Annotated in this window: 20 protein-coding genes; 9 read left to right on the top strand and 11 right to left on the bottom strand. The window is 59.8% G+C overall.

The features are described from left to right. Positions 1 to 205 precede the first annotated feature (205 nt). Both G5134_RS18870 and G5134_RS18865 read left to right on the top strand, forming a co-directional pair. Complete coding sequence (locus G5134_RS18870; RefSeq protein WP_065017792.1) at positions 206 to 1,345, top strand: hypothetical protein; 1,140 nt, start codon at positions 206 to 208, stop codon at positions 1,343 to 1,345. Between the two features lie 6 nt (positions 1,346 to 1,351). After that, positions 1,352 to 1,675 (top strand): hypothetical protein, encoded by a 324-nt coding sequence (locus tag G5134_RS18865; RefSeq protein WP_156559833.1) that lies wholly within the window; start codon positions 1,352 to 1,354, stop codon positions 1,673 to 1,675. Positions 1,676 to 1,760: 85 nt separating this feature from the next. Here G5134_RS18865 and glyS read toward each other — a convergent pair whose 3' ends face one another. Both glyS and glyQ read right to left on the bottom strand, forming a co-directional pair. After that, positions 1,761 to 3,830, bottom strand: a complete 2,070-nt coding sequence (gene glyS / locus G5134_RS18860; RefSeq protein ID WP_024943027.1) for a glycine--tRNA ligase subunit beta — start codon at positions 3,828 to 3,830, stop codon at positions 1,761 to 1,763. Positions 3,831 to 3,839: 9 nt separating this feature from the next. Beyond that, positions 3,840 to 4,769: a glycine--tRNA ligase subunit alpha gene (gene glyQ, locus G5134_RS18855; protein ID WP_010672400.1), complete on the bottom strand. Its 930-nt coding sequence runs from the start codon at positions 4,767 to 4,769 to the stop codon at positions 3,840 to 3,842. Between the two features lie 209 nt (positions 4,770 to 4,978). Here glyQ and G5134_RS18850 point away from each other — a divergent pair, with 209 nt between their 5' ends. After that, complete coding sequence (locus G5134_RS18850; RefSeq protein WP_065017791.1) at positions 4,979 to 5,551, top strand: DNA-3-methyladenine glycosylase I; 573 nt, start codon at positions 4,979 to 4,981, stop codon at positions 5,549 to 5,551. 61 nt (positions 5,552 to 5,612) lie between these two features. On the opposite strand, the gene G5134_RS18845 is transcribed toward G5134_RS18850, so the two are convergent. Next, positions 5,613 to 6,173: a cysteine hydrolase family protein gene (locus G5134_RS18845; protein WP_065017790.1), complete on the bottom strand. Its 561-nt coding sequence runs from the start codon at positions 6,171 to 6,173 to the stop codon at positions 5,613 to 5,615. 257 nt (positions 6,174 to 6,430) lie between these two features. On the opposite strand from G5134_RS18845, the gene G5134_RS18840 reads away from it, so the two are divergent. Beyond that, complete coding sequence (locus G5134_RS18840) at positions 6,431 to 7,087, top strand: OmpA family lipoprotein (RefSeq protein WP_065017789.1); 657 nt, start codon at positions 6,431 to 6,433, stop codon at positions 7,085 to 7,087. A 380-nt stretch (positions 7,088 to 7,467) separates the two neighbouring features. On the opposite strand, the gene G5134_RS18835 is transcribed toward G5134_RS18840, so the two are convergent. Beyond that, positions 7,468 to 7,815 (bottom strand): RidA family protein, encoded by a 348-nt coding sequence (locus G5134_RS18835; RefSeq protein ID WP_005307413.1) that lies wholly within the window; start codon positions 7,813 to 7,815, stop codon positions 7,468 to 7,470. Positions 7,816 to 7,836: 21 nt separating this feature from the next. Beyond that, positions 7,837 to 8,082 (bottom strand): sulfurtransferase TusA, encoded by a 246-nt coding sequence (gene tusA, locus G5134_RS18830; protein WP_005307416.1) that lies wholly within the window; start codon positions 8,080 to 8,082, stop codon positions 7,837 to 7,839. 171 nt (positions 8,083 to 8,253) lie between these two features. Between tusA and G5134_RS18825 the strand changes: the two genes are divergently transcribed. Beyond that, positions 8,254 to 8,445 carry a hypothetical protein gene (locus G5134_RS18825; RefSeq protein ID WP_005307420.1) on the top strand — a complete coding sequence of 64 codons (192 nt, stop codon included), beginning with the start codon at positions 8,254 to 8,256 and terminating at the stop codon, positions 8,443 to 8,445. A 72-nt stretch (positions 8,446 to 8,517) separates the two neighbouring features. Here the strand turns inward: G5134_RS18825 and G5134_RS18820 are convergent, their stop codons facing one another. The 6 genes from G5134_RS18820 to G5134_RS18795 form a co-directional block, all read right to left on the bottom strand. Further along, entirely contained in the window at positions 8,518 to 9,756 is a 1,239-nt protein-coding gene (locus G5134_RS18820; RefSeq protein ID WP_421232129.1) for an ABC transporter substrate-binding protein, read from the bottom strand. A 4-nt stretch (positions 9,757 to 9,760) separates the two neighbouring features. Continuing rightward, the gene (locus tag G5134_RS18815) at positions 9,761 to 11,206 is read right to left on the bottom strand and encodes an ATP-binding protein (RefSeq protein WP_005307426.1); all 1,446 of its coding nucleotides are present in this window, start codon (positions 11,204 to 11,206) and stop codon (positions 9,761 to 9,763) included. 52 nt (positions 11,207 to 11,258) lie between these two features. After that, positions 11,259 to 11,981, bottom strand: a complete 723-nt coding sequence (locus G5134_RS18810) for a response regulator (protein WP_010635539.1) — start codon at positions 11,979 to 11,981, stop codon at positions 11,259 to 11,261. A gap of 341 nt (positions 11,982 to 12,322) precedes the next feature. Then, positions 12,323 to 13,486: an acetyl-CoA C-acyltransferase FadA gene (gene fadA, locus G5134_RS18805; RefSeq protein WP_005307433.1), complete on the bottom strand. Its 1,164-nt coding sequence runs from the start codon at positions 13,484 to 13,486 to the stop codon at positions 12,323 to 12,325. A 21-nt stretch (positions 13,487 to 13,507) separates the two neighbouring features. Further along, positions 13,508 to 15,655, bottom strand: coding sequence for a fatty acid oxidation complex subunit alpha FadB (gene fadB / locus G5134_RS18800; RefSeq protein ID WP_065017787.1), 2,148 nt, complete (start codon positions 15,653 to 15,655; stop codon positions 13,508 to 13,510). A gap of 202 nt (positions 15,656 to 15,857) precedes the next feature. Continuing rightward, positions 15,858 to 17,795 (bottom strand): acetoacetate--CoA ligase, encoded by a 1,938-nt coding sequence (locus tag G5134_RS18795; protein WP_065017786.1) that lies wholly within the window; start codon positions 17,793 to 17,795, stop codon positions 15,858 to 15,860. A gap of 190 nt (positions 17,796 to 17,985) precedes the next feature. Between G5134_RS18795 and pepQ the strand changes: the two genes are divergently transcribed. From pepQ to hemG, 4 genes are read left to right on the top strand one after another with little or no spacing between them, the layout of a single operon-like run. Then, the gene (gene pepQ, locus G5134_RS18790; protein ID WP_065017785.1) at positions 17,986 to 19,308 is read left to right on the top strand and encodes a Xaa-Pro dipeptidase; all 1,323 of its coding nucleotides are present in this window, start codon (positions 17,986 to 17,988) and stop codon (positions 19,306 to 19,308) included. Then, positions 19,308 to 19,925: a YigZ family protein gene (locus G5134_RS18785; RefSeq protein ID WP_065017784.1), complete on the top strand. Its 618-nt coding sequence runs from the start codon at positions 19,308 to 19,310 to the stop codon at positions 19,923 to 19,925. Before pepQ ends, G5134_RS18785 begins: the two co-directional genes overlap by 1 nt. A gap of 36 nt (positions 19,926 to 19,961) precedes the next feature. Continuing rightward, positions 19,962 to 21,419 carry a TrkH family potassium uptake protein gene (locus tag G5134_RS18780; RefSeq protein WP_010635534.1) on the top strand — a complete coding sequence of 486 codons (1,458 nt, stop codon included), beginning with the start codon at positions 19,962 to 19,964 and terminating at the stop codon, positions 21,417 to 21,419. Positions 21,420 to 21,426: 7 nt separating this feature from the next. Then, positions 21,427 to 21,951: a menaquinone-dependent protoporphyrinogen IX dehydrogenase gene (gene hemG, locus G5134_RS18775; protein WP_024943017.1), complete on the top strand. Its 525-nt coding sequence runs from the start codon at positions 21,427 to 21,429 to the stop codon at positions 21,949 to 21,951. Positions 21,952 to 22,255 lie beyond the last annotated feature (304 nt).

Genomic DNA, 22,255 nt, shown 5'->3' with positions numbered 1-22,255 from the left:
GTTGTTGCCGTGCAACAGAGGCGGCCAGCCGGAGGGGAAAATTCGGCTGGCCGTTATGGCGGAAGAATCTATTTACGCGAACATCAGATTACGCCTGCGGTTAATCGCACCTACGGGCAGAGTTGAAGGAGGTATTATATGATAGGCTCAACGGTATAACATATGTAAGATAAAAACGTAAAGTTTAATTTTTGGGAAATTATATATGGAACAGTTGTTTTATTTAGGGAAACGATTTGAGCGTCAGTTGTACTCGAGTGTTTTTGTTATTGTGGTATGTATATTTTTTTACTATCTATGCCTCGCCATTAATACGGATAAAAACCAGCAGGATTACAAGGCGTTAATATCGTTGAATGACTTTATTATCGAGAAAAAAGAATACATACAATTAGCGAAAAGAATTCAGTCTACCTACTCTGATTTCTTGATGAGAAAGGATAGTAATAGAGATGCTGATTTTAATAAATCCAAAGAAGATAAAAAAGAAATAGAGTTGAGGAAAAAACTAGGGCTAAAACCATTGGTCAAAAAAGCTCCTCAGCCAGAAGCACCTGGCCTTGAACTCAGTTATGTAAACAATGTTCGCAGCAAGCTAGCTTTACCTCAAAAAGGGGATCTAGATTCTGCTGCTGAAGGTATATACAGGTCTATGTATATAGGTATTATTATTGATTTATTTTACGTTGATAGTGCATTAAGTGATAAGTATATGGAGTTGTTCAGGACCAAAGAAGTTGAGGAAATCCTGAAGGCTATAAACCAAGACTTGTTATCCTATGACAATAGAAGCTTGAAAATAGTTGGTGTTGATACACCATTACAGCTACCTTTTTCAGTTGGTGATGTTAAATCGAAAGTGTCTTTATATAGCATCCATAACATCATGATGATTTCTATGCCAATATTCCTACTTATATGGTTTGGCTCATTGAGTATGACTCGCACTAGAGAGCTATTCTTTTTGAGAAAAACCAAGTCACTTATGTCAACATATCCTCATATTCTCAACTTGTTCTGCTTTGTGGACATGATGGCGATAGATAAGAAAAATAGGAAGTTGATTGATATGGCACTACTTGGTAGTGAAAAAGAAGTTAACGGCATCGAGAGCTCTGCAATAATTATTTCACTTATGAGAGTACTTATGTCATTAGCTATATTTTTATTTATGATGACCCCATTTTATTACGGAGCGCTACTTTTTTTAATGTCATCTCCGGGTTTTATTCAAATATTTTTGCTTATGTGTTTTTTCATTAACTTAATACAAGCCATGCTTTTTGTTTATAATGAATTTGGTTTTTATAAGAATATTTTCATTCATAAATCTGGAGAGGTTTGAATATTTATGAAGATGATTTTTGTTGGATTATGCTGTTTGATATCAACTATGGCTATTTCTGCTGACAGCAAATTTAGTGTGTATGGCTATTATAACTGTAAATCATGGGCTGAGTCATATAGTGATAAAGATGTCCAAGATTTTAACGTGTACACTGGAGGTTGGCTTGCTGGGTTTGTTAGTGCTTATAATTACTCTACAGGTAGGGACAATTTTCGAGGGGTTAATATTAGTATTTTAGCCGAATATATCGCACAATATTGTATATCAAATCCTGATAAGGACGTTGTGGATGGTTTGAATGAAATAAAAAAGAAGTTAAAAAATTAAAATACGGATTGGATTATATGGATATTTATTTACTCGTTCGTAAAAACGACCCCACTAGGGGCCGTTTTCATTCAGACTAACAACATCACTGCAGCAGCGAGATATCCGCGACTTGCAGGAACAGGTTGCGCAGGTTATTCAGCAGGGCCAGACGGTTGGCCTTGAGGGCCTCGTCGTCGGCCATCACCATGACTTCGTTGAAGAAGGTATCGACCGGCTCGCGCAGGGCGGCCAGACGGGTAAGGGCAGCCTGATAGTCACCGGCAGCGAACAGCGGGGCCAGTTCGGCTTGCAGTTCGGCAACCTGGGTGGCCAGCGCCTTCTCGGCGGCATCGACCAGCAGTTCCGGTTTGACGGCAGTCGGCAGTTCGCCTTCGACCTTGGCCAGAATGTTGCTCACGCGCTTGTTGGCGGCAGCCAGTGCCAGTGCGGCATCCAGCGTGCGGAAGTGGCTGACGGCCTTGACGCGACGATCGAAGTCGAGCGGACGGGTCGGGCGGCGGGCCAGTACGGCCAGCACCACGTCGGCACCGATGCCTTCGTCCTGATAGGCGGCACGGAAGCGACCCAGCATAAAGTCGACCACGTCGGTGACGACGGTTTGGTTGGTCAGCTTGTTGCCGTAGACGCGTACCGCCTCTTCAACCAGTTCAACCAGATCCAGATCCAGCTGCTTCTCGGTCATGATGCGCAGGGCACCGATGGCGGCGCGACGCAGGGCGAACGGGTCCTTGTCACCCTTCGGCAGCATGCCGATGCCGAAGATACCGGCCAGGGTGTCGAACTTGTCGGCCAGCGCGACGGCGCAGGCAACCAGACCGGACGGCAGGGCATCGCCGGCAAAGCGCGGCATGTACTGCTCGTTGAGGGCGACGGCGACCGCTTCGTCTTCGCCATCATGACGGGCGTAGTGCATCCCCATAACACCCTGGGTGTCGGTGAACTCGCCGACCATGTTGGTCATCAGATCACACTTGGAGAGCAGACCGGCACGCTTGGCCTGAGCCACATCGGCGCCGATACGCTCGGCGATAAAGCCGGCGACGGTCTCGATGCGCTCGACCTTGGCCTTGACGGTGCCCAGCTGTTGCTGGAACAGCACGGTTTCAAGGCGCGGCAGGCGGGAGGCCAGGGTCTGCTTGAGGTCGGTCTTGAAGAAGAACTCGGCGTCAGAGAGACGGGGGCGCACCACCTTCTCGTTGCCGCTGATGATCTGGCTCGGGTCTTTGGACTCGATGTTGGTGACGAAGATGAACTTCGGCAGCAGCTTGCCGTTCTTGTCGTAGACCGGGAAGTACTTCTGGTCACCCTTCATGGTGTGAACCAGCGCTTCGGCCGGCACGGCCAGGAACTTCTCTTCGAAGTTGGCGGTCAGCACCACAGGCCACTCGACCAGGGCGGTCACTTCTTCCAGCAGGTCGTCATCCAGATCGGCCACGCCACCGAAGGCGGCAGCGGCCGCTTCGGCGTCAGCCTTGATCTTGGCCTTGCGCGCCATGAAGTCGGCAATCACCATGCCGCGCTCCTGCAGGATCTGCGGGTACTGGCTGGCGTTGTCGATGGTGAACTCGCTCTCGCCCATGAAGCGGTGACCGCGGATGGTGCGGGCAGAGTCGATACCCAGAATGTGAGCGGGCACCAGATCCCCATCCAGCAGCAGGGTCACGGTGAAGACCGGACGCACGAACTGGATGGTTTTGTCGCCCCAGCGCATCATTTTCGGGATCGGCAGCTTGGCCAGAGCAGAGGCAACCAGTTCGCCCAACAACTCTTTGGCCGGACGGCCTTCGACCCTGGCGGTGTGAACCAGCCACTCGCCCTTGTCGGTGACCAGACGCTCGGCCTGCTCAACGGTGATGCCGTTGCCACGGGCCCAGCCTTCGGCGGCCTTGGTCGGCTTGCCTTCGGCATCGAACGCCTGAGCTACGGCCGGGCCGCGCTTCTCGACGCTCTTGCTCGGCTGCTCGCCGGCCAGCGCGTGTACCTTCAGCGCCAGACGGCGCGGGGAGGCAAACCACTCGACGTCGCCGAAGGCCAGATCGGCCTTGGTCAGTTCGGCTTTGAAGTTGTCGGCAAAGGCTTCGGCCAGGGAGCGCAGGGCTTTGGGCGGCAGCTCAGCAGTACCGATCTCTACCAGAAATGTATGTTGTGCCATGTCCGTTCCTTAACCTTGCTTGTTCTCGTTGCTGCCACGTTGGCACATCGGGAAGCCCAGCGCTTCGCGGGAGGCGTAGTATGCCTCTGCCACGGCCTTGGTCAGGGTGCGAATGCGCAGGATGTAGCGCTGACGCTCGGTGACCGAGATGGCCTTGCGGGCATCCAGCAGGTTGAAGGAGTGAGCGGCTTTGAGGATGCGCTCGTAGGCAGGCAGCGGCAGCGGTTTTTCCAGCGCCAGCAGATTCTGGGCTTCCTTCTCGTACTGCTCGAAGCAGTGGAACAGGAACTCCACATCGGCGTGTTCGAAGTTGTAGGTGGATTGCTCCACTTCGTTCTGGTGGAACACGTCGCCGTAGGTGGTCTTGCCCAGCGGGCCGTCAGACCAGACCAGGTCGTAGACGCTGTCGACGCCCTGAATGTACATTGCCAGACGCTCGAGACCGTAGGTGATCTCGCCGGTGACCGGCTTGCACTCGAGGCCGCCAACTTGCTGGAAGTAGGTGAACTGGGTCACTTCCATGCCGTTCAGCCACACTTCCCAACCCAGACCCCAGGCACCCAGAGTCGGGTTTTCCCAGTTGTCTTCCACGAAGCGGATATCGTGGATCTCGGGATCCATTCCCAGCTCTTTCAGGGAGCCCAGATAGAGTTCCTGAATGTTGTCGGGGGAAGGCTTGATGATCACCTGGAACTGGTAGTAGTGCTGCAGGCGGTTCGGGTTTTCACCGTAGCGGCCGTCAGTCGGACGGCGGGACGGTTGCACGTAGGCGCAGGCGATGGGCTCGGGGCCCAGGGCGCGCAGGCAGGTCATGGGGTGAGAAGTACCGGCACCCACTTCCATATCCAGCGGCTGAATGATGGTACAGCCCTGGCGGGACCAATAGTCCTGCAGCTGCAGGATCAGGCCCTGAAAGGTTTTGACATCGAATTTTTGCATAATTTTTTTCGCGCGAAATGAAATCAGAGCAAGATTTGCTGAATGTGAACCGAAGGAGTATACCGTCTGGCATGGTCGGATAATAGGCGAAATTACAGCGGATTAATGTGATGGCGCTGCGCCGGGCCTGGGCGGGAGGGGTTGTCGGCACTCCCGCGCCCGGGTTGGCATCGACCTCGGGGATTGGATGAAATGACAGGAGAGAGGGAATGGAGTTGCGTTGCGCCTGGGTGACCAAAGACCCGGAATACATTGAATACCATGACAAACAGTGGGGAAGGCCGGTCCATGACTCGCGCGAGCTGTTTGCCAAGCTCTGCCTCGACGGCCAGCAGGCGGGGCTGTCGTGGATCACCATCCTCAAGCGCACCGAGAGCTACCATCGCGCCTATGCGGATTTTGATCCGGTGCGCATCGTGCAGTTCGACGAGCAGGATGTGGAGCGGCTGATGCAGGATAGCGGCATCATCCGCAACCGGCTCAAGGTGCAGTCGATCATCAAAAATGCCCGCGCCTATCTGGCGCTGGAAGCCGAAGGCATCGACTTTGTCGATTATCTGTGGGGCTTCGTGGGCGGCGCCCCCATCGTCAACCAGCGCCAGGGCAACGGTGACATTCCGGCGACCTCGCCGGAGTCGGATGCCATGTCCAAGGCGCTCAAGAAGCGTGGCTTCACCTTCGTCGGCAGCACCATCTGCTACGCCTTCATGCAGGCGGTGGGGATGGTGAACGATCATCTGGTGACCTGCCCCTGCCACGCCGAATGCCAGCAGCCGGGGTAGATCTGGCGCACGTCAACGAAGAAGGGAGGCCTGGGCCTCCCTTCTTCGTTGTGGGGTCGCCTCAACCAGGCTGACGGGTGTGGCTCAGTGCCTCGCACACCTCATCGCTGCTCATCAGCCGCACGAAGGGGCCGGCCAGGGTGGCGTTGTGATGGGCGATGATCTGGGGGGCGGCCAGCTGCGGGGTATCCATGCAGGTGTGGGCATCGCTCACCAGCACCACGGCGTAGCCGAGATCCGCCGCCGCCCGGCAGGTGGTATCGATGCAGTACTGGGTCTTCATGCCGGTGACGAGCAGGGTTTGTACCCCGCGCTGCTGCAGCCAACTATCGAGGGCTGTGCCGTGAAAGGCACTTGGTCGCTGTTTGTCGAACACGAGGTCGGCTGCGGTCACGGCCAGCTCGGGCACCAGTTGCCAGAGGGGGCTGCCCGCAGCGATGGGGCTGCCGGTCGGGCCCGTGTGACGTACCGCCAGTACTGGGATGCCGGCGCTATGGGCGGCATCGGCAAGCCGGTTGATGTTGGCCAGTAGCTGTGGGCCGGCATGGGGCGCCTCCGGGCCATGCAGCAGGCCGACCTGCATGTCGATGATGAGCAGGGCGGAATGGGCGAGTGAAGACATGGGCTGGCTCCGTTGTGGGGGAGCCCCACTCTGGCGGTAATGTCACCTGGTCGGCAACCCGCATCTGGGGGGCGTGGGCCTATGTGTTGTTCGCGCTGACCGTGAAACGTCAGCGAGGTTCGGGGCGCATTCCTCTGCCCGAGCGGCAGCCATGCGTGGCAGATGGGGGATCTGCATCGACAGCGTCACACCTTGGCACACCTCTGGGGTAGAATGCGCCCTCTTTGGATTTGAGTCGGTTTTTTTAGAGGTTTTTCATGCATTTCAAGACAATCGTTCCCGCCGTTGCTCTGGCCATCGCCCTGAGCGGCTGTACCACCAACCCCTATACCGGCGAGTCCCAAACTTCCAAGGGCGCCTGGGGCGCACTGGCGGGCGCCGCTGCGGGTGCCGCCGTGGGGGCGCTCTCCTCCAGCAAGGGTGACCGCAAGAAGGGGATCCTGACCGGTGTGGCCGCCGGCGCTGCGCTGGGTGGCGGTATCGGCTACTACATGGACGTGCAGGAAGCCAAGCTGCGCGAGAAGCTGCAAGGCACCGGCGTCAGCGTGACCCGCAACGGTGATCAGCTGATCCTCAACATGCCGAACAACGTCACCTTCGACAGCTCCAGCGCCCAGCTGAAGGCCGCCGGTGCCAACACCCTGTCCGGCGTGGCCATGGTGGTCGCCGAGTTCGACAAGACCCGCCTGAACGTGGTTGGTCACACCGACAGCACCGGCTCCCGCGAGCTGAACATGAAGCTCTCCGCCCAGCGCGCCGATGCCGTCGCCGCCCAGCTGATCGGCCAGGGTGTGACCGGCAGCCGCATCGCTACCAGCGGCGTGGGCCCGGATCAGCCGGTCGCCACCAACAGCACAGCCGAAGGCAAGGCCCAAAACCGTCGGGTGACCATCACCCTGACCCCGACCGCCTAAGCGGCCCGGTTCGCAGCCATGAAAAAGGCCCCGCCAGCGATGGCGGGGCCTTTTTATTGGGGCCGTTGCGAGCAATGGCGCCTTGTTTTTTGCCCCCTTCTCCCCTTGCGGGAGAAGGGACGGGGATGAGAGGGAGAACCGCCTCTTAGACTGCCGCAGTCAGCTGCACTTCTACCTTGTAGCCTTCGTGGGCGAGACGGGCCTGCACGCAGGCGCGCATGGGGCTGTGTCGGCATCAGGGGAGCCAGGCATCCCACCCGGCTTAGACGGCTGCTGTCAGCTGCACTTCCACCTTGTAGCCTTCGTGGGCCAGGCGGGCCTGAACACAGGCGCGCACGGGGGCTGTGTCGGCATCAGGGGAGCCAGGCATCCCACCCGGCTTAGACGGCTGCTGTCAGCTGCACTTCTACCTTGTAGCCTTCGTGGGCCAGACGGGCCTGAACGCAGGCTCTCACCGGTGCGGTGCCCGCCGGAATCCAGGCATCCCACTGCTCGTTGAAGGCGGCGATGTCTGCAATGTCCTTGAGATAGATGTTGGCCATCAGGATCTTGTCGACGCCGGAGCCGTTGGCTTCCAGCAGACGCTGCAGGCTGGTCAGCACTTCGCGGGTCTGCTGGTGAATATCGGCGGTGTCGGTGGCGGGCACTTCCACCACGTAGAGGGTACCGTTGTGAATGACCACGTCAGACCAACGCTGGGTGGTGCCGATTCGGGTAATAGCTGGCATGGATTGCTCCGGTAGTGTGGCTCATTGACCCTTGCGGATCAGATAGCGGTAAGGGGCCTGCTCTGTCTCGCTGGCGACCAGGGTGTGATCCATGAAGCGGCAGAAACTGGGAATGTCGCGGGTGGTTGAGGGATCGTCGGCACTGACCAGCAGGGTCTCCCCGTCAGCCATCAGCCGCACTTTTTTACGCACCATCATGACAGGTTCGGGACAACGAAGCCCGATTGCGTCCAACTCGTGAGTCGCGTCGCAGAATAAAGCACTCATCAATAATCAACCTTCAACCAAATCAGCTGCCAATGATACTCACGGCGAAAAAATAATCAAACGACCTGGGCTGTCAACAGCATATGTAACCAAAGTGTTATCCGGCCCTACCCACACCCCGCCGTATGAGTAATATAAAAATTGAACCATATTCAACAAGGAGGTGTGAATATGCAGGTCTCCTACGGCAGATTACAAGCCTACGCAGGCATGGGGTTCTTGTCTTTCGCCATGATAGTGATGGGCAGCCCGATCGGTAATACTGGCACCTGGTTCGGTTCCATGGTGATGATCGGACTGGGGCTCTGGATCGAGCTCAGCGATTACTACGACGAGGATGAGGACGAAAACGATCAATCCTGACCCCGAGACTCTCACGATGACAAAGGCGGATATCTCATCCGCCTTTGTCGTTTCTGGCCGCAGCGAAAAGCGTCAGCGGGTCGAGCGCATGGCCCGCTCCAGATGCAGGGCGGTCAGCTGCGGGTTGGCTCTGGGGTCGTTGAAGAAGTTGCTCAGCACATCCATGATCGCCTGGCGCATGTTGGTCGGCGTCGCCATCCCCTCGGCCATGCTGGGCAGCAGGTTGCCCTCTCGCTCCGCCTGCAGGAAATCCTGGTAGGAGCGCACGGCGCAGCGGTCGAACTTGCTCATGTCCGGTTTGACCAGCGCCGGGATCGAGCCCTTCACCCGGTTGAACTCCTGCTGGAAGCGCGGCGTCATCAGCAGCTGGGCCAGCTCGCCCTGGGCCTGCAGCTGGGCCGGATCCCGCTGCTTGAACATGGCGATGGAGTCGAGGTTGTAGCTGAACAGGTTGGCACTGCCGGGGCTTGGCAGGCACTCGATATCCTCGCCTGGCCGATAGTTGCCGGCGCTCAGCTCGCCCTTTACCCAGTCCCCCATCACCTGCATGGCGGCGCCGCCGCTCTCCAGCAGGTTGGTGGCCTGGTGCCACTTCAGGCCGGCGTATTTCTCCGGCACATAGCCGCGCAGCTGCTGGAAGCGGGTCAGCACCCGCACCATGTCGGGACCGGTCAGAGTGGCGCTGTCCTGCTCCACGAACGCCTTGCGGTAGAACGCTTTGCCGCCTTCGCCGAGCGCCACCGTTTCGAACAGCACCGCCAGCTGCCAGGGTTCGTTGCCGATGGCGAGCGGGGTGATCCCTTTCTCCTTGAGCCGGTCGGCCACGGTCACGAACTGGGCCCAGCTGGTGGGCGGGGTCAACTTGTTGCGCTCGAAGATCTTGCGGTTGAGCCACAGCCAGTTGACCCTGTGGATGCCGGTGGGTACCGCCATCAGGGCGCCGTTCTGGCTGAGAGTCTCCCGCACCATGGGCGGCAGCTGGGGATACCAGCCGAGGTGTTCGGCCATGGGGCTGAGATCGCGCAGGAAGCCGAGTCCGGCCCACTCCCGCAACTCGAACCCCTTGAGATGGGCTGCCTCCGGCGGGTTGGCCGCCAGTGCCCGGCTTTTCAGCACCGTCATGGCGCTCTTGCCGCCGCCCCCTTGCACCGCGAAGTCGTTCCACTGGTTGCCCTGCTCGGTCCATTCTGACTTGAGCACCTCCACCGCCTTGGCCTCGCCGCCAGACGTCCACCAGTGCAGCACCTCCACCTGGGAGGCGCTTACAGGCAGGGAGAGCAGGGTGACAATTGCAAACGGGAACAACTTCATAAGGTTACTGCCTTGGTAGGGATAGGGTGGCCTGCAAGCCGCCCTGCGGACGATTTTCCAGCACCAGATCGCCGCCGTGGGCGTGGGCTATGTTGCGGGCAATGCCCAGACCCAGGCCGGTGCCGGCCAGATCCGTGCTGAGCCGGTAGTAGGGCTCGAAGATGCGTTCGAACTGATCTTCCGGCAGGCCGGGCCCCTCGTCCATGATGAACAGGATCAGCATCTCTTCGTCGTCCATGATGATGATGCGCACCTTCTGGCCGTACTTGATGCCGTTGTCCACCAGGTTGCCGATGCAGCGCTTGAGGGCCAGCGGTTTGCCACGGTAGGGCTGCTTGCAGTGGCCCTCGATGGTCAGCCGCTCGTCGTGCAGGTTCATGGCCTCCGCCATCTGTTCCAGCATGGCGTCGATGTCGAGCTGCTCGATGTTCTCGTGGATGTCGGTGTCCTTCACCGTCTGCAGCGCCCCCTTCACCATCAGCTCCAGCTCGTCCAGATCTTTGTTGAACTTGGCGATCTGCTGCTCGTCGTCGAGCAGCTCGACCCGCAGCCGCAGCCGGGTGATGGGAGTCTTGAGGTCGTGGGAAATGGAGCTGAACAGCCGCTCTCTATCGTCGATATAGCGGCGGATGCGGTGCTGCATGATGTTGAAGGCGCGGGTGGCCGCCACTATCTCGGAGGCTCCCTCTTCCTTGAGCGAGGGCTGGTCGATGTCCTTGCCGAGGTTGACTGCCGCCTTGGCCAGCCGGCGCAGTGGCCGCGTCTGCCAGCGCACCAGCAGGAAGGTGAAGAAGCAGAGGAACACTGTCATCAGGGCGATGAAGCGCACCTGGTTGCTGGGCATGACGGTGTCATCCAGCGTCATGTAGGGGGCGGGCAACAGGGCCGCCAGATAGAGCCACTCCCCCGGCTCTATCTCGATCTGGGTCACCAGTACCGGCGGGTTGAGCGGCTCTAGCGACAGGGTATAACGGGCCCAGGAGGAGGGTAGATCCGCCAGCAGGGTGTCGTTGTTGAAGACATGCAGATCCTCTGGCCGCGAGAAGTCCACCTTGATCGCCATGGCGTCAGAGAGCTTGCGGGTCAGCACCCCCTGCACCTCCTTGAGCACCAGCGTCTTGCGCTCGCTGTCGGGGATGGCGCTGATGTGGATCTCCTCTTCGTTCAGGGAGACGAAGAAGCGGCTGCCGCCCATGTTGCGCAGCTGGTCCAGCGCGATGTGGCGATACTGCAGCGGCAAGGATTTGAAGAAGTTGACGGTGGAGGCGGCCGACAGCGCCAGGTTGCGGGTGGTGCTGAGCATGCCCTCCAGCTCCCGCTTCTGGATCTGCTGCATCCAGATGCCGGTGAGAATGGTCTGGGAGAGCAGGATCGCCAGCAGCAACAGCAGCAGCATCCGCGACAGCAGGGAGCGGGGTACCAGGACCCGCCAGAACCACCTGCTATTCATGGGATCTCTCGCCTTGTGTCGATCAGCATGCCGTCGCTACCTTGCCGGGCCATCATGGGATCTCGTGCACCTCTGCAATCAGCATGTAGCCGCTGCCGCGAATGGTCTTGATGATGCGCGGGCTCTTGCCGTTGTCACCCAGCTTCTGGCGCAGTCGGCTGATCTGTACGTCGATGCCGCGCTCCATCGGCAGGCTCTCGCGACCGCGAGTGGCGTCCGAGATGGTATCCCGGTCCAGCACCACGCCGGGCTGTTGCAGGAACATGCCGAGCAGCATGGCATCGCTGCCGGAGAGATCCAGCAGGCTGCCATCTTCGTGAGTCAGCTGGTGGCTCAGGGTATCCAGGGTCCACTCGGCGAAGCGCAGCCGACGGCTCGGTTCCTTCTCTTTCTCCGGCTGGCGGAATTCGGCGCGGCGCAGCAGCGCCTTGATGCGGGCCTGCAGTTCGCGCGGGCTGAACGGCTTGGCGATGTAATCATCGGCGCCGAGTTCCAGCCCGATCACCCGATCCGCTTCGTCGGAGGCGGCGGTCAGCATGATGATGGGAACCTGAGAGTCGCGACGGATCTGCTGGCAGAGGGTAAAACCGTCGTCGCCAGGCATCATGATATCGAGAATGATGAGGTCCGGGCTGTGCTGGGCGAGCTGCTGGCGCATCTCGTTGCCCTCCGCTGCGGTCAATACCTCGAAGCCAGCCCTGGTCAGGTATTCATTGAGCAGCTCGCGGATCTCTTGGTCGTCGTCGACGATCAGCAGTTGTTTGCTCGTTGACATATGTATGTGCATCCACCCATTTTTTTGTGCAGATTGAACCTGTCGGGGGAGCAAAAAGCAAGCAAGCCCCCCATCTAATGTGAGGTTATGGGCAATATCCTCCCATATCCTGCCGTGCAAATAAAAAAGGCCGACCCAAACGGGCCGGCCAAGACGCAGATGCTGACGACAGAAGTGCACCCCGTGTGGCGCACTCCACAGACTTGATGACGGGGCAGTCTGACCGGCCCCAAAACCTGCGATACGGGCCGCTTCGCCGGGAAGCAGAAGCGGGCCCATATTGTAAAATTCGGCCCCTGGCGGGGCACTGCCCGGATCGGCGTACCGGTCCGGGGATACAGTTACACTCGCTCAAACACGGTGGCGATGCCCTGACCCAGGCCGATGCACATGGTGGCCACACCCAGGGTCGCGTCCTTCTCCTCCATCAGATTGATCAGGGTGGTGGAGATGCGGGCACCGGAGCAGCCGAGCGGGTGACCCAGGGCAATGGCGCCGCCGTTCAGGTTCACCTTCTCGTCCACCAGGTCTTGCAGACCCAGATCCTTCACGCAGGGGAGGGACTGGGCGGCAAACGCCTCGTTCAGCTCGAACAGATCGATGTCGCCGACGGTCAGACCGGCCCGCTTGAGTGCCTTCTGGGTGGCCGGCACCGGGCCGTAACCCATGATGGCGGCATCGCAACCGGCGATGGCCATGGCACGTACCTTGGCGCGCGGGGTGAGGCCGAGGGCCTTGGCGCGATCCGCACTCATCACCAGCATAGCGGCGGCGCCATCGGACAGAGCCGAGGAGGTGCCGGCGGTGACGGTACCGTTGACCGGGTCGAACACCGGGCGCAGCTGGCTCAGGGTGTCGACCGTGGTCTCGGGGCGGATCACCTCGTCATAGTCGTAGAAGAAGCGGGCGCCGCTGGCGTCATGGCCTTCCAGCCCGACGATCTCCTTGGCGAAACGGCCTTCCACGGTGGCGGCGTGAGCGCGGCGATGGGAGCGGGCGGCAAACTCGTCCTGCTGCTGACGGCTGATGCCGTGCAGCTTGCCGAGCATCTCGGCGGTCAGCCCCATCATGCCGGAGGCTTTGGCCACCGACTTGGCCATGCCGGGGTGGAAGTCCACCCCGTGGCTCATGGGCACGTGACCCATGTGCTCGACGCCGCCGATGATGAAGATATCCCCATCACCCACCTGGATGGCGCGGGAGGCATCGTGCAGCGCCTGCATGGAGGATCCGCACAGGCGGTTGACGGTGACAGCCCCCACCTGTTTCGGGATGCCAGCCAGCAGGGCGGCGTTGCGGGCGATGTTGAAGCCCTGCTCCAGGGTCTGCTGCACGCAGCCCCAGTAGATATCCTCGATCTCGTTCGGGTCGAGGTTGGGGTTGCGCAGCAGGATGGATTTCATCAGGTGCGCGGACAAGTCTTCTGCACGCACGTTGCGGAAGGCGCCGCCCTTGGACCGGCCCATCGGGGTCCGGATACAGTCGACAATGACTACGTCTTTCATGAATGGATCTCCTTTCCGCAATCAGTAGAAGGTTTTGCCCTGGGCGGCCATCTCACGCAGCTTGTCGCTGACGCGGTAGAGCGGGCCAAGGTCGGCATACTGGTCGGCCATGGCCACGTAGCGATCCAGACCGATAGTGTCCAGATAGCGGAACACGCCACCGCGGAAGGGAGGGAAGCCCAGACCGTAGACCAGCGCGATGTCGGCTTCGGCTGGGGTGGCAACTATGCCCTCTTCCAGACAGAGCACCACCTCGTTGATCATGGGGATCATCATGCGGGCGATGATGGCGTCCTTGTCGAAATCCTGTTTCGGCTTGGCAATCGGGGCCAGCAGCTCGTAGCTGGCGGCATCGGCCACCTTCTTCGGCTTGCCCTTCTTGTCGGCCTCGTAGGCGTAGAAGCCCTTGCCATTCTTCTGACCGAAGCGGCTCGCCTCGTACATCACGTCGATGGCGGTACGGCCTTCCTTGCTCATGCGCGCCGGGAAGCCCTGTGCCATCACATCACCGGCATGGTGGCCGGTGTCGATGCCGACCACGTCCAGCAGGTAGGCGGGGCCCATGGGCCAGCCGAACTCCTTCTCCATCACCTTGTCGACGGCGGCGAAGTCGGCGCCGTCGGCGACCAGCTTGTTGAAGCCGAAGAAGTAGGGGAACAGCACACGGTTGACGAAGAAGCCCGGGCAGTCGTTGACCACCACAGGGGACTTGCCCATGGCGGCGGCGTAGGCCACCACGCGGTTGATGGTGTCGTCCGAGGTTTGCTCGCCGCGGATGATCTCCACCAGCGGCATGCGGTGCACCGGGTTGAAGAAGTGCATGCCGCAGAAGTTCTGCGGGCGCTTCAGGCTCTTGGCCAGCAGGGAGATGGGGATGGTGGAGGTGTTGCTGGCAAGCACGGCGTCTTCGCCGATCACGCCTTCCACTTCACTCAGCACGGCCGCCTTCACTTTCGGGTTCTCGACCACGGCTTCGACCACCACGTCCACATGCTTGACGTTGTCATAGCTGAGGGTCGGGGTGATGGCGGAGAGCACCTGGCCCATCTTGATGCCGTCGATGCGACTGCGCTCGAGCTGGCCGTTTAGCAGCTTGGTGGCTTCACCCATGCCAAGTGCCAGCGCCTTCTCGTTGATGTCTTTCATCACCGCCGGGATGCCCTTGCTGGCGGACTGGTAGGCGATGCCGCCCCCCATGATGCCGGCACCCAGTACGGCGGCATGGCCGGTGGCCTTGTTTGCCTGCTTGGCGGCCTTCTTGGCCAGTGCCTTGATGTGCTGATCGTTGAGGAAGATGCCGACCAGCGCCTTGGCCACGTCGGTTTTCGCCAGCTTGATGAAGGTGGCGGCTTCGGCGGCCAGCGCTTCGTCCCGACCCATGCCGGCGGCGGCTTCCACCGTCTTCACGGCGGCCATGGGGGCCGGATAGTGTTTGCCCGCCACGGCGGCAACCATGCCGGCGGCGGTGGAGAAGCTCATCATGGCTTCCAGTTTGGAGAGGCGCAGCGGGGCCTTCTTGGCGGCGCGGCGGCCTTGCCAGTCCAGCTTGCCCTTGATCGCGTCCTTGATCATCTGCACGGCGGCGCCCTGCAGCGCATCCGGGGCGACCACGGCATCGATGGCACCCACCTTGAGGGCGTCATCGGCACGGTAATCCTTGCCGGTGGTGATCCACTCCAGCGCGTTGTCGGCGCCGATCACTCGCGGCAGACGGACGGTGCCGCCAAAGCCGGGCATGATGCCGAGCTTGGTCTCGGGCAGGCCGATCTTGGCCGTGGTATCGGCCAGCCGGAAGTCGGTGGAGAGAATGGTCTCGCAGCCGCCGCCCAGGGCGTGACCCTTGATGGCGCTGAGGGTCGGCACCGGCAGATCTTCGATGGCGTTGAAGATGTCGTTGGCCTTTTTCAGCCAGCCGAGCAGATCTTCCTGCGGCAGATCGAACAGTTCCAGGAATTCGGTGATGTCGGCGCCGACGATGAAGGCGTCTTTGCCGGAGGTGAGGATCAGACCTTTTAGTTCACGTTCTTGTTGTAATGCGGCGATCGCTTCGCTCAGGGAGAGCAGGGTAGCGCGATCCAGCTTGTTGACTGAACCCGGAGCATCGAACCTCAGCTCGGCAATGCCGTCTTCGAGGTAGCTGACCGTCAGGGTTTCGCCTTGGTAGATCATGAGAGTGTCTCCTTGTTCCCACATGGTGGGGGGTGGTGCTCCTTTATCCCCAGCAGGGGGCGAGGCTCACTATTGATCCAAAAGAAGACAATTTCAACACCTATTTAAAACATTCGTTTAACAGATCTCGAGTAAAAGCTCGCCTCAGATTAACAATCAAAATAAAGGCGTCTGATGACGCCTTTATTAACCTTGTGTGGCCTCAGCTGGCCAGCTCGGGCCGGTCGCGATACTGGCTCAGCACCTCGGGATCGGCGAGAGCGTGGGTGTTGTTGACGGGCCGGTTGTGCACCACTTCCCGCACCGCCAGCTCCACTATCTTGCCGGACTTGGTGCGCGGAATGGCGTCTACCTGCAGGATGCGGGCCGGCACGTGGCGGGCGGTGCAGTGCTGGCGCACCTGCTGGCGGATACGCTCGCGCAGCGGCTCGTCCAGCTTGAGACCAGGCTTGAGCTTGACGAACAGCACCACCCGCTCGTCTTGCTGCCACTGCTGGCCGATGACGATGCTCTCTTCTACTTCCTCCAGCTGTTCGACGTAGCGGTAGATCTCGCTGGTGCCGATGCGCACGCCGCCCGGGTTGAGGGTGGCGTCGGAGCGGCCGTAGAACAGGATGCCGCCGGTCGGGGTCAGCTCTATCCAGTCGCCGTGGCACCAGATGTTGTCGAACCGCTCGAAATAGGCGGCGTGGTACTTGTCGCCGCCGTCATCTCCCCAGAAGCCGATGGGCTGGGCCGGAAACGGCTTGGTGCAGACCAGCTCGCCCTTTTCACCCTGCACCGGTTGGCCCGCTTCGTTGAATACCTGCACCGCGAGACCGAGGCCGCGCCCCTGGCTCTCGCCGCGGTAGACGGGGCTGAGCGGGTTGCCGATGACGAAGCAGGAGCAGATGTCGGTGCCACCTGAGATGGAGCTGAGCTGCACATCCTGCTTGATCTGCTGATAGACGTAGTCGAACCCTTCGGGAGAGAGCACGGAGCCGGTGCTGCAGATGAGCCGCAGGTGTGGCAAGTCGTGGGTCTTGATAGGGGCATAACCCTGCTTGTGCAGCGCATCTAGGTATTTGGCCGAGGTGCCGAACAGGGCGACTTCTTCGTCGCGGGCGAGATCCCACAACACGTTGCCGTCCGGGTAGAAGGGGGAGCCGTCGTAGAGCACCAGGGTGGCGCCGGAGGCGAGCGCGCTCACCAGCCAGTTCCACATCATCCAGCCGCAGGTGGTGAAGTAGAAAATACGCTCCCCCGGCTTGATGTCGCAGTGCAGCTGGTGCTCTTTCAGATGCTGCAGCAAGGTGCCGCCGATGCCGTGCACGATGCACTTGGGCTTGCCGGTGGTGCCGGACGAATAGAGGATGTAGAGCGGGTCATTGAAGGCCATGGGCTCGAACTGCAGGCTGGCATCCGGCTGGTCGGCCAGGATCTGGCGCCAGTCGTGACCCAACTGCAGGGGGTGGTCCAGCAGGGGGATCATGACCGTCTGCTCTATGCTGTCGATCTGGCCGACGACCCCCGCCACCTTGTCCTGAATGTCGATGGCCTTGCCGTTGTAGCGATAGCCATCCACCGCAAACAGCACCCGCGGCCGGGTCTGGCCGAAGCGCTCCACCACGCTGGCTTCGCCAAAATCCGGGCTGGTGGAGGTCCAGATTGCTCCCAGACTGGTGGTCGCCAGCATGGCCACCACGGTTTCCGGGATATTGGGCAGATAGGCTGCCACCACATCGCCCCGGCCGATGCCCTGGCTGCGCAACCACTGGGCCAGCCTTGCGACCTGATCCGCCAGTTCGCGCCAGCTCAGGGTCTGGCTGGGGTTCCCTTCAATGCGGGAGATGATGGCCGGCGTGTCATCCTGGCGGCGCAGCAGGTTTTCGGCGAAGTTGAGCCGGCTGTCCGGGAACCAGCGGGTGCGCTGCATCTCCTGGCGGTTCTCCGCCACTATGTTGCCGAGCTCGCCCTTGACGCCGCAGTGCTGCCACACCAGCGGCCAGAAACGGGTTGTCTTCTCCACCGACCACTGGTAGAGCTGGGCGTAGCTGTGCAGCTGCAGGCCGTGGAAGCGGTTGACCTCGGCCATGAAGTGCTGGAGGTTGGATTGCTGAATCCGCTCCTGATCCGGTTGCCACAGGCAAAGGTTGTGCATGAGTAGTCCCTGACTGCATGTATCTACCGGCAGTGTATTGAATTGTTTTTTATTTGTTAATGGTTGGTTTTTGTTTCATAACAAAAGCCTTGTAACGTATGCGTTACCTCACGAAGCGATTGCTTGACGGTTCGAGCCTTGATTCGCTTGATGTTATGCTGAAACCACATTTCTCCCGGAGCAGGACGCCATGAGCAGCTACAGCCAACTTTTTGCCCAGCACCTCGACACCTTGCAGCAGCGCACCCGCGACATACTGCAACAGCAGGGACTGGGCGGTCTGGCCATCCACTCCGGCCAGACCCACCGCATCTTCCTCGATGATCAGGATTACCCCTTCAAGGTGAACCCCCAGTTCAAGGCCTGGTTGCCGGTGCTGGACAATCCCCACTGCTGGTTGCTGGTAGATGGGGTGAACAAGCCGGTGCTGCTGTTCTACCGGCCGGTGGATTTCTGGCACAAGGTAGCGGACCTGCCCAACGCCTTCTGGGTCGACTTCTTCGATATCCGCTTCCTGACCCGCCCGGAGCAGGTTGCCGATCATCTGCCGGCCAACAGGCAGGAGTGGGCCTATCTGGGTGGCCATCTGGAGGTGGCCGAGCTGCTGGGGCTGGGCCAGCCCAACCCGGAGGCGGTCCTCAACTATCTGCACTACCACCGCGCCTACAAGACTCCCTATGAGCTGGAGTGTCTGCGCGATGCCAACCGCATCGGGGTACGCGGCCACATTGCGGCCAAGGACTCCTTCATGGCGGGGGCGAGCGAGTTCGAGATCAACCTGGCCTACATGAAGGCGGTCGGGCAGGGGGCCAATGAGGCGCCCTACGGCAATATCGTTGCCATCAACCGCAATGCGGCCATCCTGCACTACACCCACCTCTCCGCTCAGCGGGTGCCCGATGCGGAGCGCTACTCCTTCCTCATCGACGCCGGCGTGGACGTGCACGGCTATGCCTCCGACATCACCCGGACCTGGGCCTGGCGGCGCGGCGAGTTTGCCGATCTGATCGCGGCGCTGGATGCCCAGCAGCAGGAGATCATCGAGGAGATCAAGCCGGGCCGCCGTTACAGCGAGCTGCATCTGCAGATGCACCACAGGCTGGCGCGCCTGCTGCAAGCCACCGAGCTGGTGGACATGTCGGTGGACGAGATGATCCACACCGGGGTGACCAACGTCTTCTTCCCCCACGGCCTCGGCCATTTCCTCGGCCTGCAGGTACACGATGCCGGCGGCTTCATGCAGGATGAGCGCGGCACCCACCTGTCGGCTCCCGAACAGTTCCCCTATCTGCGTTGCACCCGGGTGATGGAGGTGGGTCAGGTGTTCACCATAGAGCCGGGCCTCTACTTCATCGACAGCCTGCTGGAGCCGTTGCGTCAGGGTGATCAGGGCAAGCGGGTCAACTGGAACAAGGTCGAGGCGCTGCGCCCCTATGGCGGCATCCGCATCGAAGACAACGTGGTGCTGCATGCCAACGGGGTGGAGAACCTGACCAGACAAGCAGGGCTCTGATGGCGGCGGACTATTCCATACCGGCCGCATCGCTGGAGGTGAGTGAAGAGATCAAGAAGAGCCGTTTCATCACTTATCTTGCCCACACGCCGACCGTCGAGGCCGCCAAGGCCTGGATTGGCGAGATAAAACAACAACACCCCGGGGCCCGGCATCACTGCTGGGCCTTCGTCGCAGGTGCCCCGCAGGACAGCCAGGTCTATGGCTTCAGCGATGATGGTGAGCCTTCTGGCACCGCCGGCAAGCCCATGCTGGCCCAGCTGATGGGGTCGGGTCTCGGCGAGATCGCCGCCGTGGTGGTGCGCTATTACGGTGGCGTGCTGCTGGGCACCGGCGGTCTGGTCAAGGCCTATGGCGGTGGCGTGGGGGCGGCACTCAAGCAGCTCGAGACCCACATCAAGCGCCAACAGACCACCTCTCTCATCCAGTGCGACTATGTCGACATGGGGGCCGTAGAGGCCCTGATCCAGGCTTATCAGGGCCAGTTGCTGACGGCCGACTATGGCGCCAGCGTCACCCTGCAGGTGGCGTGGGAGTCCGCGCTCTGGGCCCGAATCGCACAGGAATTGACCGACCGAACCCAGGGTCGGGTATCCCTTCGTCCCTTAGATGGCTAGAATCCATCGCTCTTTTGGTCTGAAGAGGGAGCCGGAATGCAGATTCTGAGCATCATTCGTATCGTTGGCCTGCTGGTCGCACTGTTCAGTTCGACCATGCTGCTGCCTGCGATGGTTGCATTTGGCTATCGTGATGGTGGTGGTGCCGAGTTCGTCAACTCCTTCTTCATCGCTCTGCTGCTCGGTGCCGCACTCTGGTTTCCCAACCGTCATCAGAAGAAGGACCTCAGGTCCAAGGAGGGCTTCCTCATCGTCGTGCTGTTCTGGGTGGTACTGGGCAGCGTCGGGGCCTTGCCGTTCCTGCTGGGAGAGGTGCCCGGCATGACGGTGTCCGAGGCCTTCTTCGAGTCGTTTTCCGGCCTGACCACCACGGGGGCGACCGTGCTCACCGGGCTGGACAACCTGCCCAAGGCGTTTCTGTTCTATCGTCAGCTGCTGCAGTGGTTGGGGGGCATGGGGATCATAGTGCTGGCGGTGGCCATACTGCCGCTGCTCGGCATCGGGGGCATGCAGCTCTATCGCGCCGAAATTCCGGGGCCGGTCAAGGACAACAAGGTCACCCCGCGCATCGCCGAGACGGCCAAGGCGCTCTGGTTCATCTATCTGCTGCTCACCTCCCTCTGCGCCCTGGCGTACTGGATGGCGGGCATGACCCTGTTCGATGCCATTTGCCACTCCTTCTCCACCATGTCTGTGGGGGGCTTCTCGACTCACGATGCCAGCATAGGTTTCTTCAACAGCCCGGCCATCAACCTGATCACAGTGCTGTTTCTGCTGCTGGCGAGCGTCAACTTTGCCCTGCACTTCATGGTGTTCGCCCACAAGCCGGTCCGCCTGAGCAGTTATCTGCGGGACTCCGAGCTCAAGGTGTTCCTGAGCATCCAGTGTGTACTGGTACTGATCTGCTTCGTTTCCCTGTTGTTCCACGGCCACTACGATACCTGGCAGGATGCGCTCAACCACGGCCTGTTCCAGGCGGTGTCGCTGGGCACGACTACCGGTTACAGCACCACCAGTTATGCGGATTGGCCCTCTTTCCTGCCCATGCTGCTGATGTTCTCCGCCTTCATTGGCTGCTGCGCCGGCAGTACCGGGGGCGGCATCAAGGTGATGCGTTTCATGATCCTGTTCCTGCAGGGGATGCGCGAGCTGAAGCGACTGGTGCATCCACGCGCCATCTATACCCTCAAGCTGGGCCGTCGCGCCGTACCAGAGCGGATCGTGGAAGCGGTGTGGGGCTACTTTGCCACCTATATCATTCTGTTCTTCATCTTTATGCTGTTGTTGCTGATGACCGGCTTGAACGAGGTGACCGCCTTCTCTGCCGTGGCGGCCGCGTTTACCAACGTGGGGCCGGGGCTGGGGGAGGTGTCGGCCAACTTCGGCAATATCTCGGCAACGGCCCAATGGATACTGGTGGTCGCCATGTTGTTTGGTCGATTGGAAATCTTTACGCTTCTGGTACTGTTTACCCCTGCATTCTGGCGTAGTTGAGGTTGGTATGGATAAGATTCTGGTGCTTTATTCTTCCCGTGACGGGCAAACGCGAAAAATCGTCGATGCCATGCTGGCTGAGATCGAGGGATGCGAGGTGGTGATGCAGGATCTGCACAGCCTGCCCATGTGCAATCTCAGCAAGTTCAAGAAGGTGCTTATCGGCGCTTCCATTCGCTATGGCAATTTCCACCCCAGCCTGTTCAGCTTCATTCATGCTCATCACGAACAGCTGGAAGTGGCCAACGCTGCCTTTTTCTGCGTCAACCTGACGGCCCGCAAGCCCGAGAAGCAGACCCCGCAGACCAATGCTTACATGAAGAAGTTTTTGCGTCTCTCCCCCTGGAAGCCAAAAACCCTGGGGGTGTTTGCCGGTGCGCTGCAGTACTCCCGCTATAACTGGTGGCAGACCCGCATCATCCAGCTGATCATGAAGATCACCGGCGGTAGCACGGATACCAGCAAGGACCTCGAGTTTACCGACTGGGGCAAAGTGCGCAGTTTTGCCCGTGATTTTTGGGCAAAAAAATAGCCATGGCAGTATGAAAGCGGCTTGAGCCCTGCGGATGCAGGGCTTTTTGTTTGATAAATAGACGCTTGATCGGCCAAAACACGAAAAATGCCAATTTTTGCAAAATTCCCCTTGTCATCGCGGCGCGGCTCCCTATAATGCGCCTCCATCGACACGGCAAGCGGCAACGCAAGCAACCGAGTCGATAGCCTCGAAAAGCCTTTGAAAATAAGGCTTGACTCGAGAAAGCGGTTGAGTAGAATGCCACTCCCGCAGCAGCTAAAAGCTGCGTCGCTCTTTAACAATTTGAATCAAGCAATCTGTG

Source organism: Aeromonas sp. 600276 (assembly GCF_049175815.1).
Taxonomy (GTDB): Bacteria; Pseudomonadota; Gammaproteobacteria; order Enterobacterales; family Aeromonadaceae; genus Aeromonas; species Aeromonas dhakensis.
This window is presented reverse-complemented; position numbering and strand designations above follow the sequence as displayed.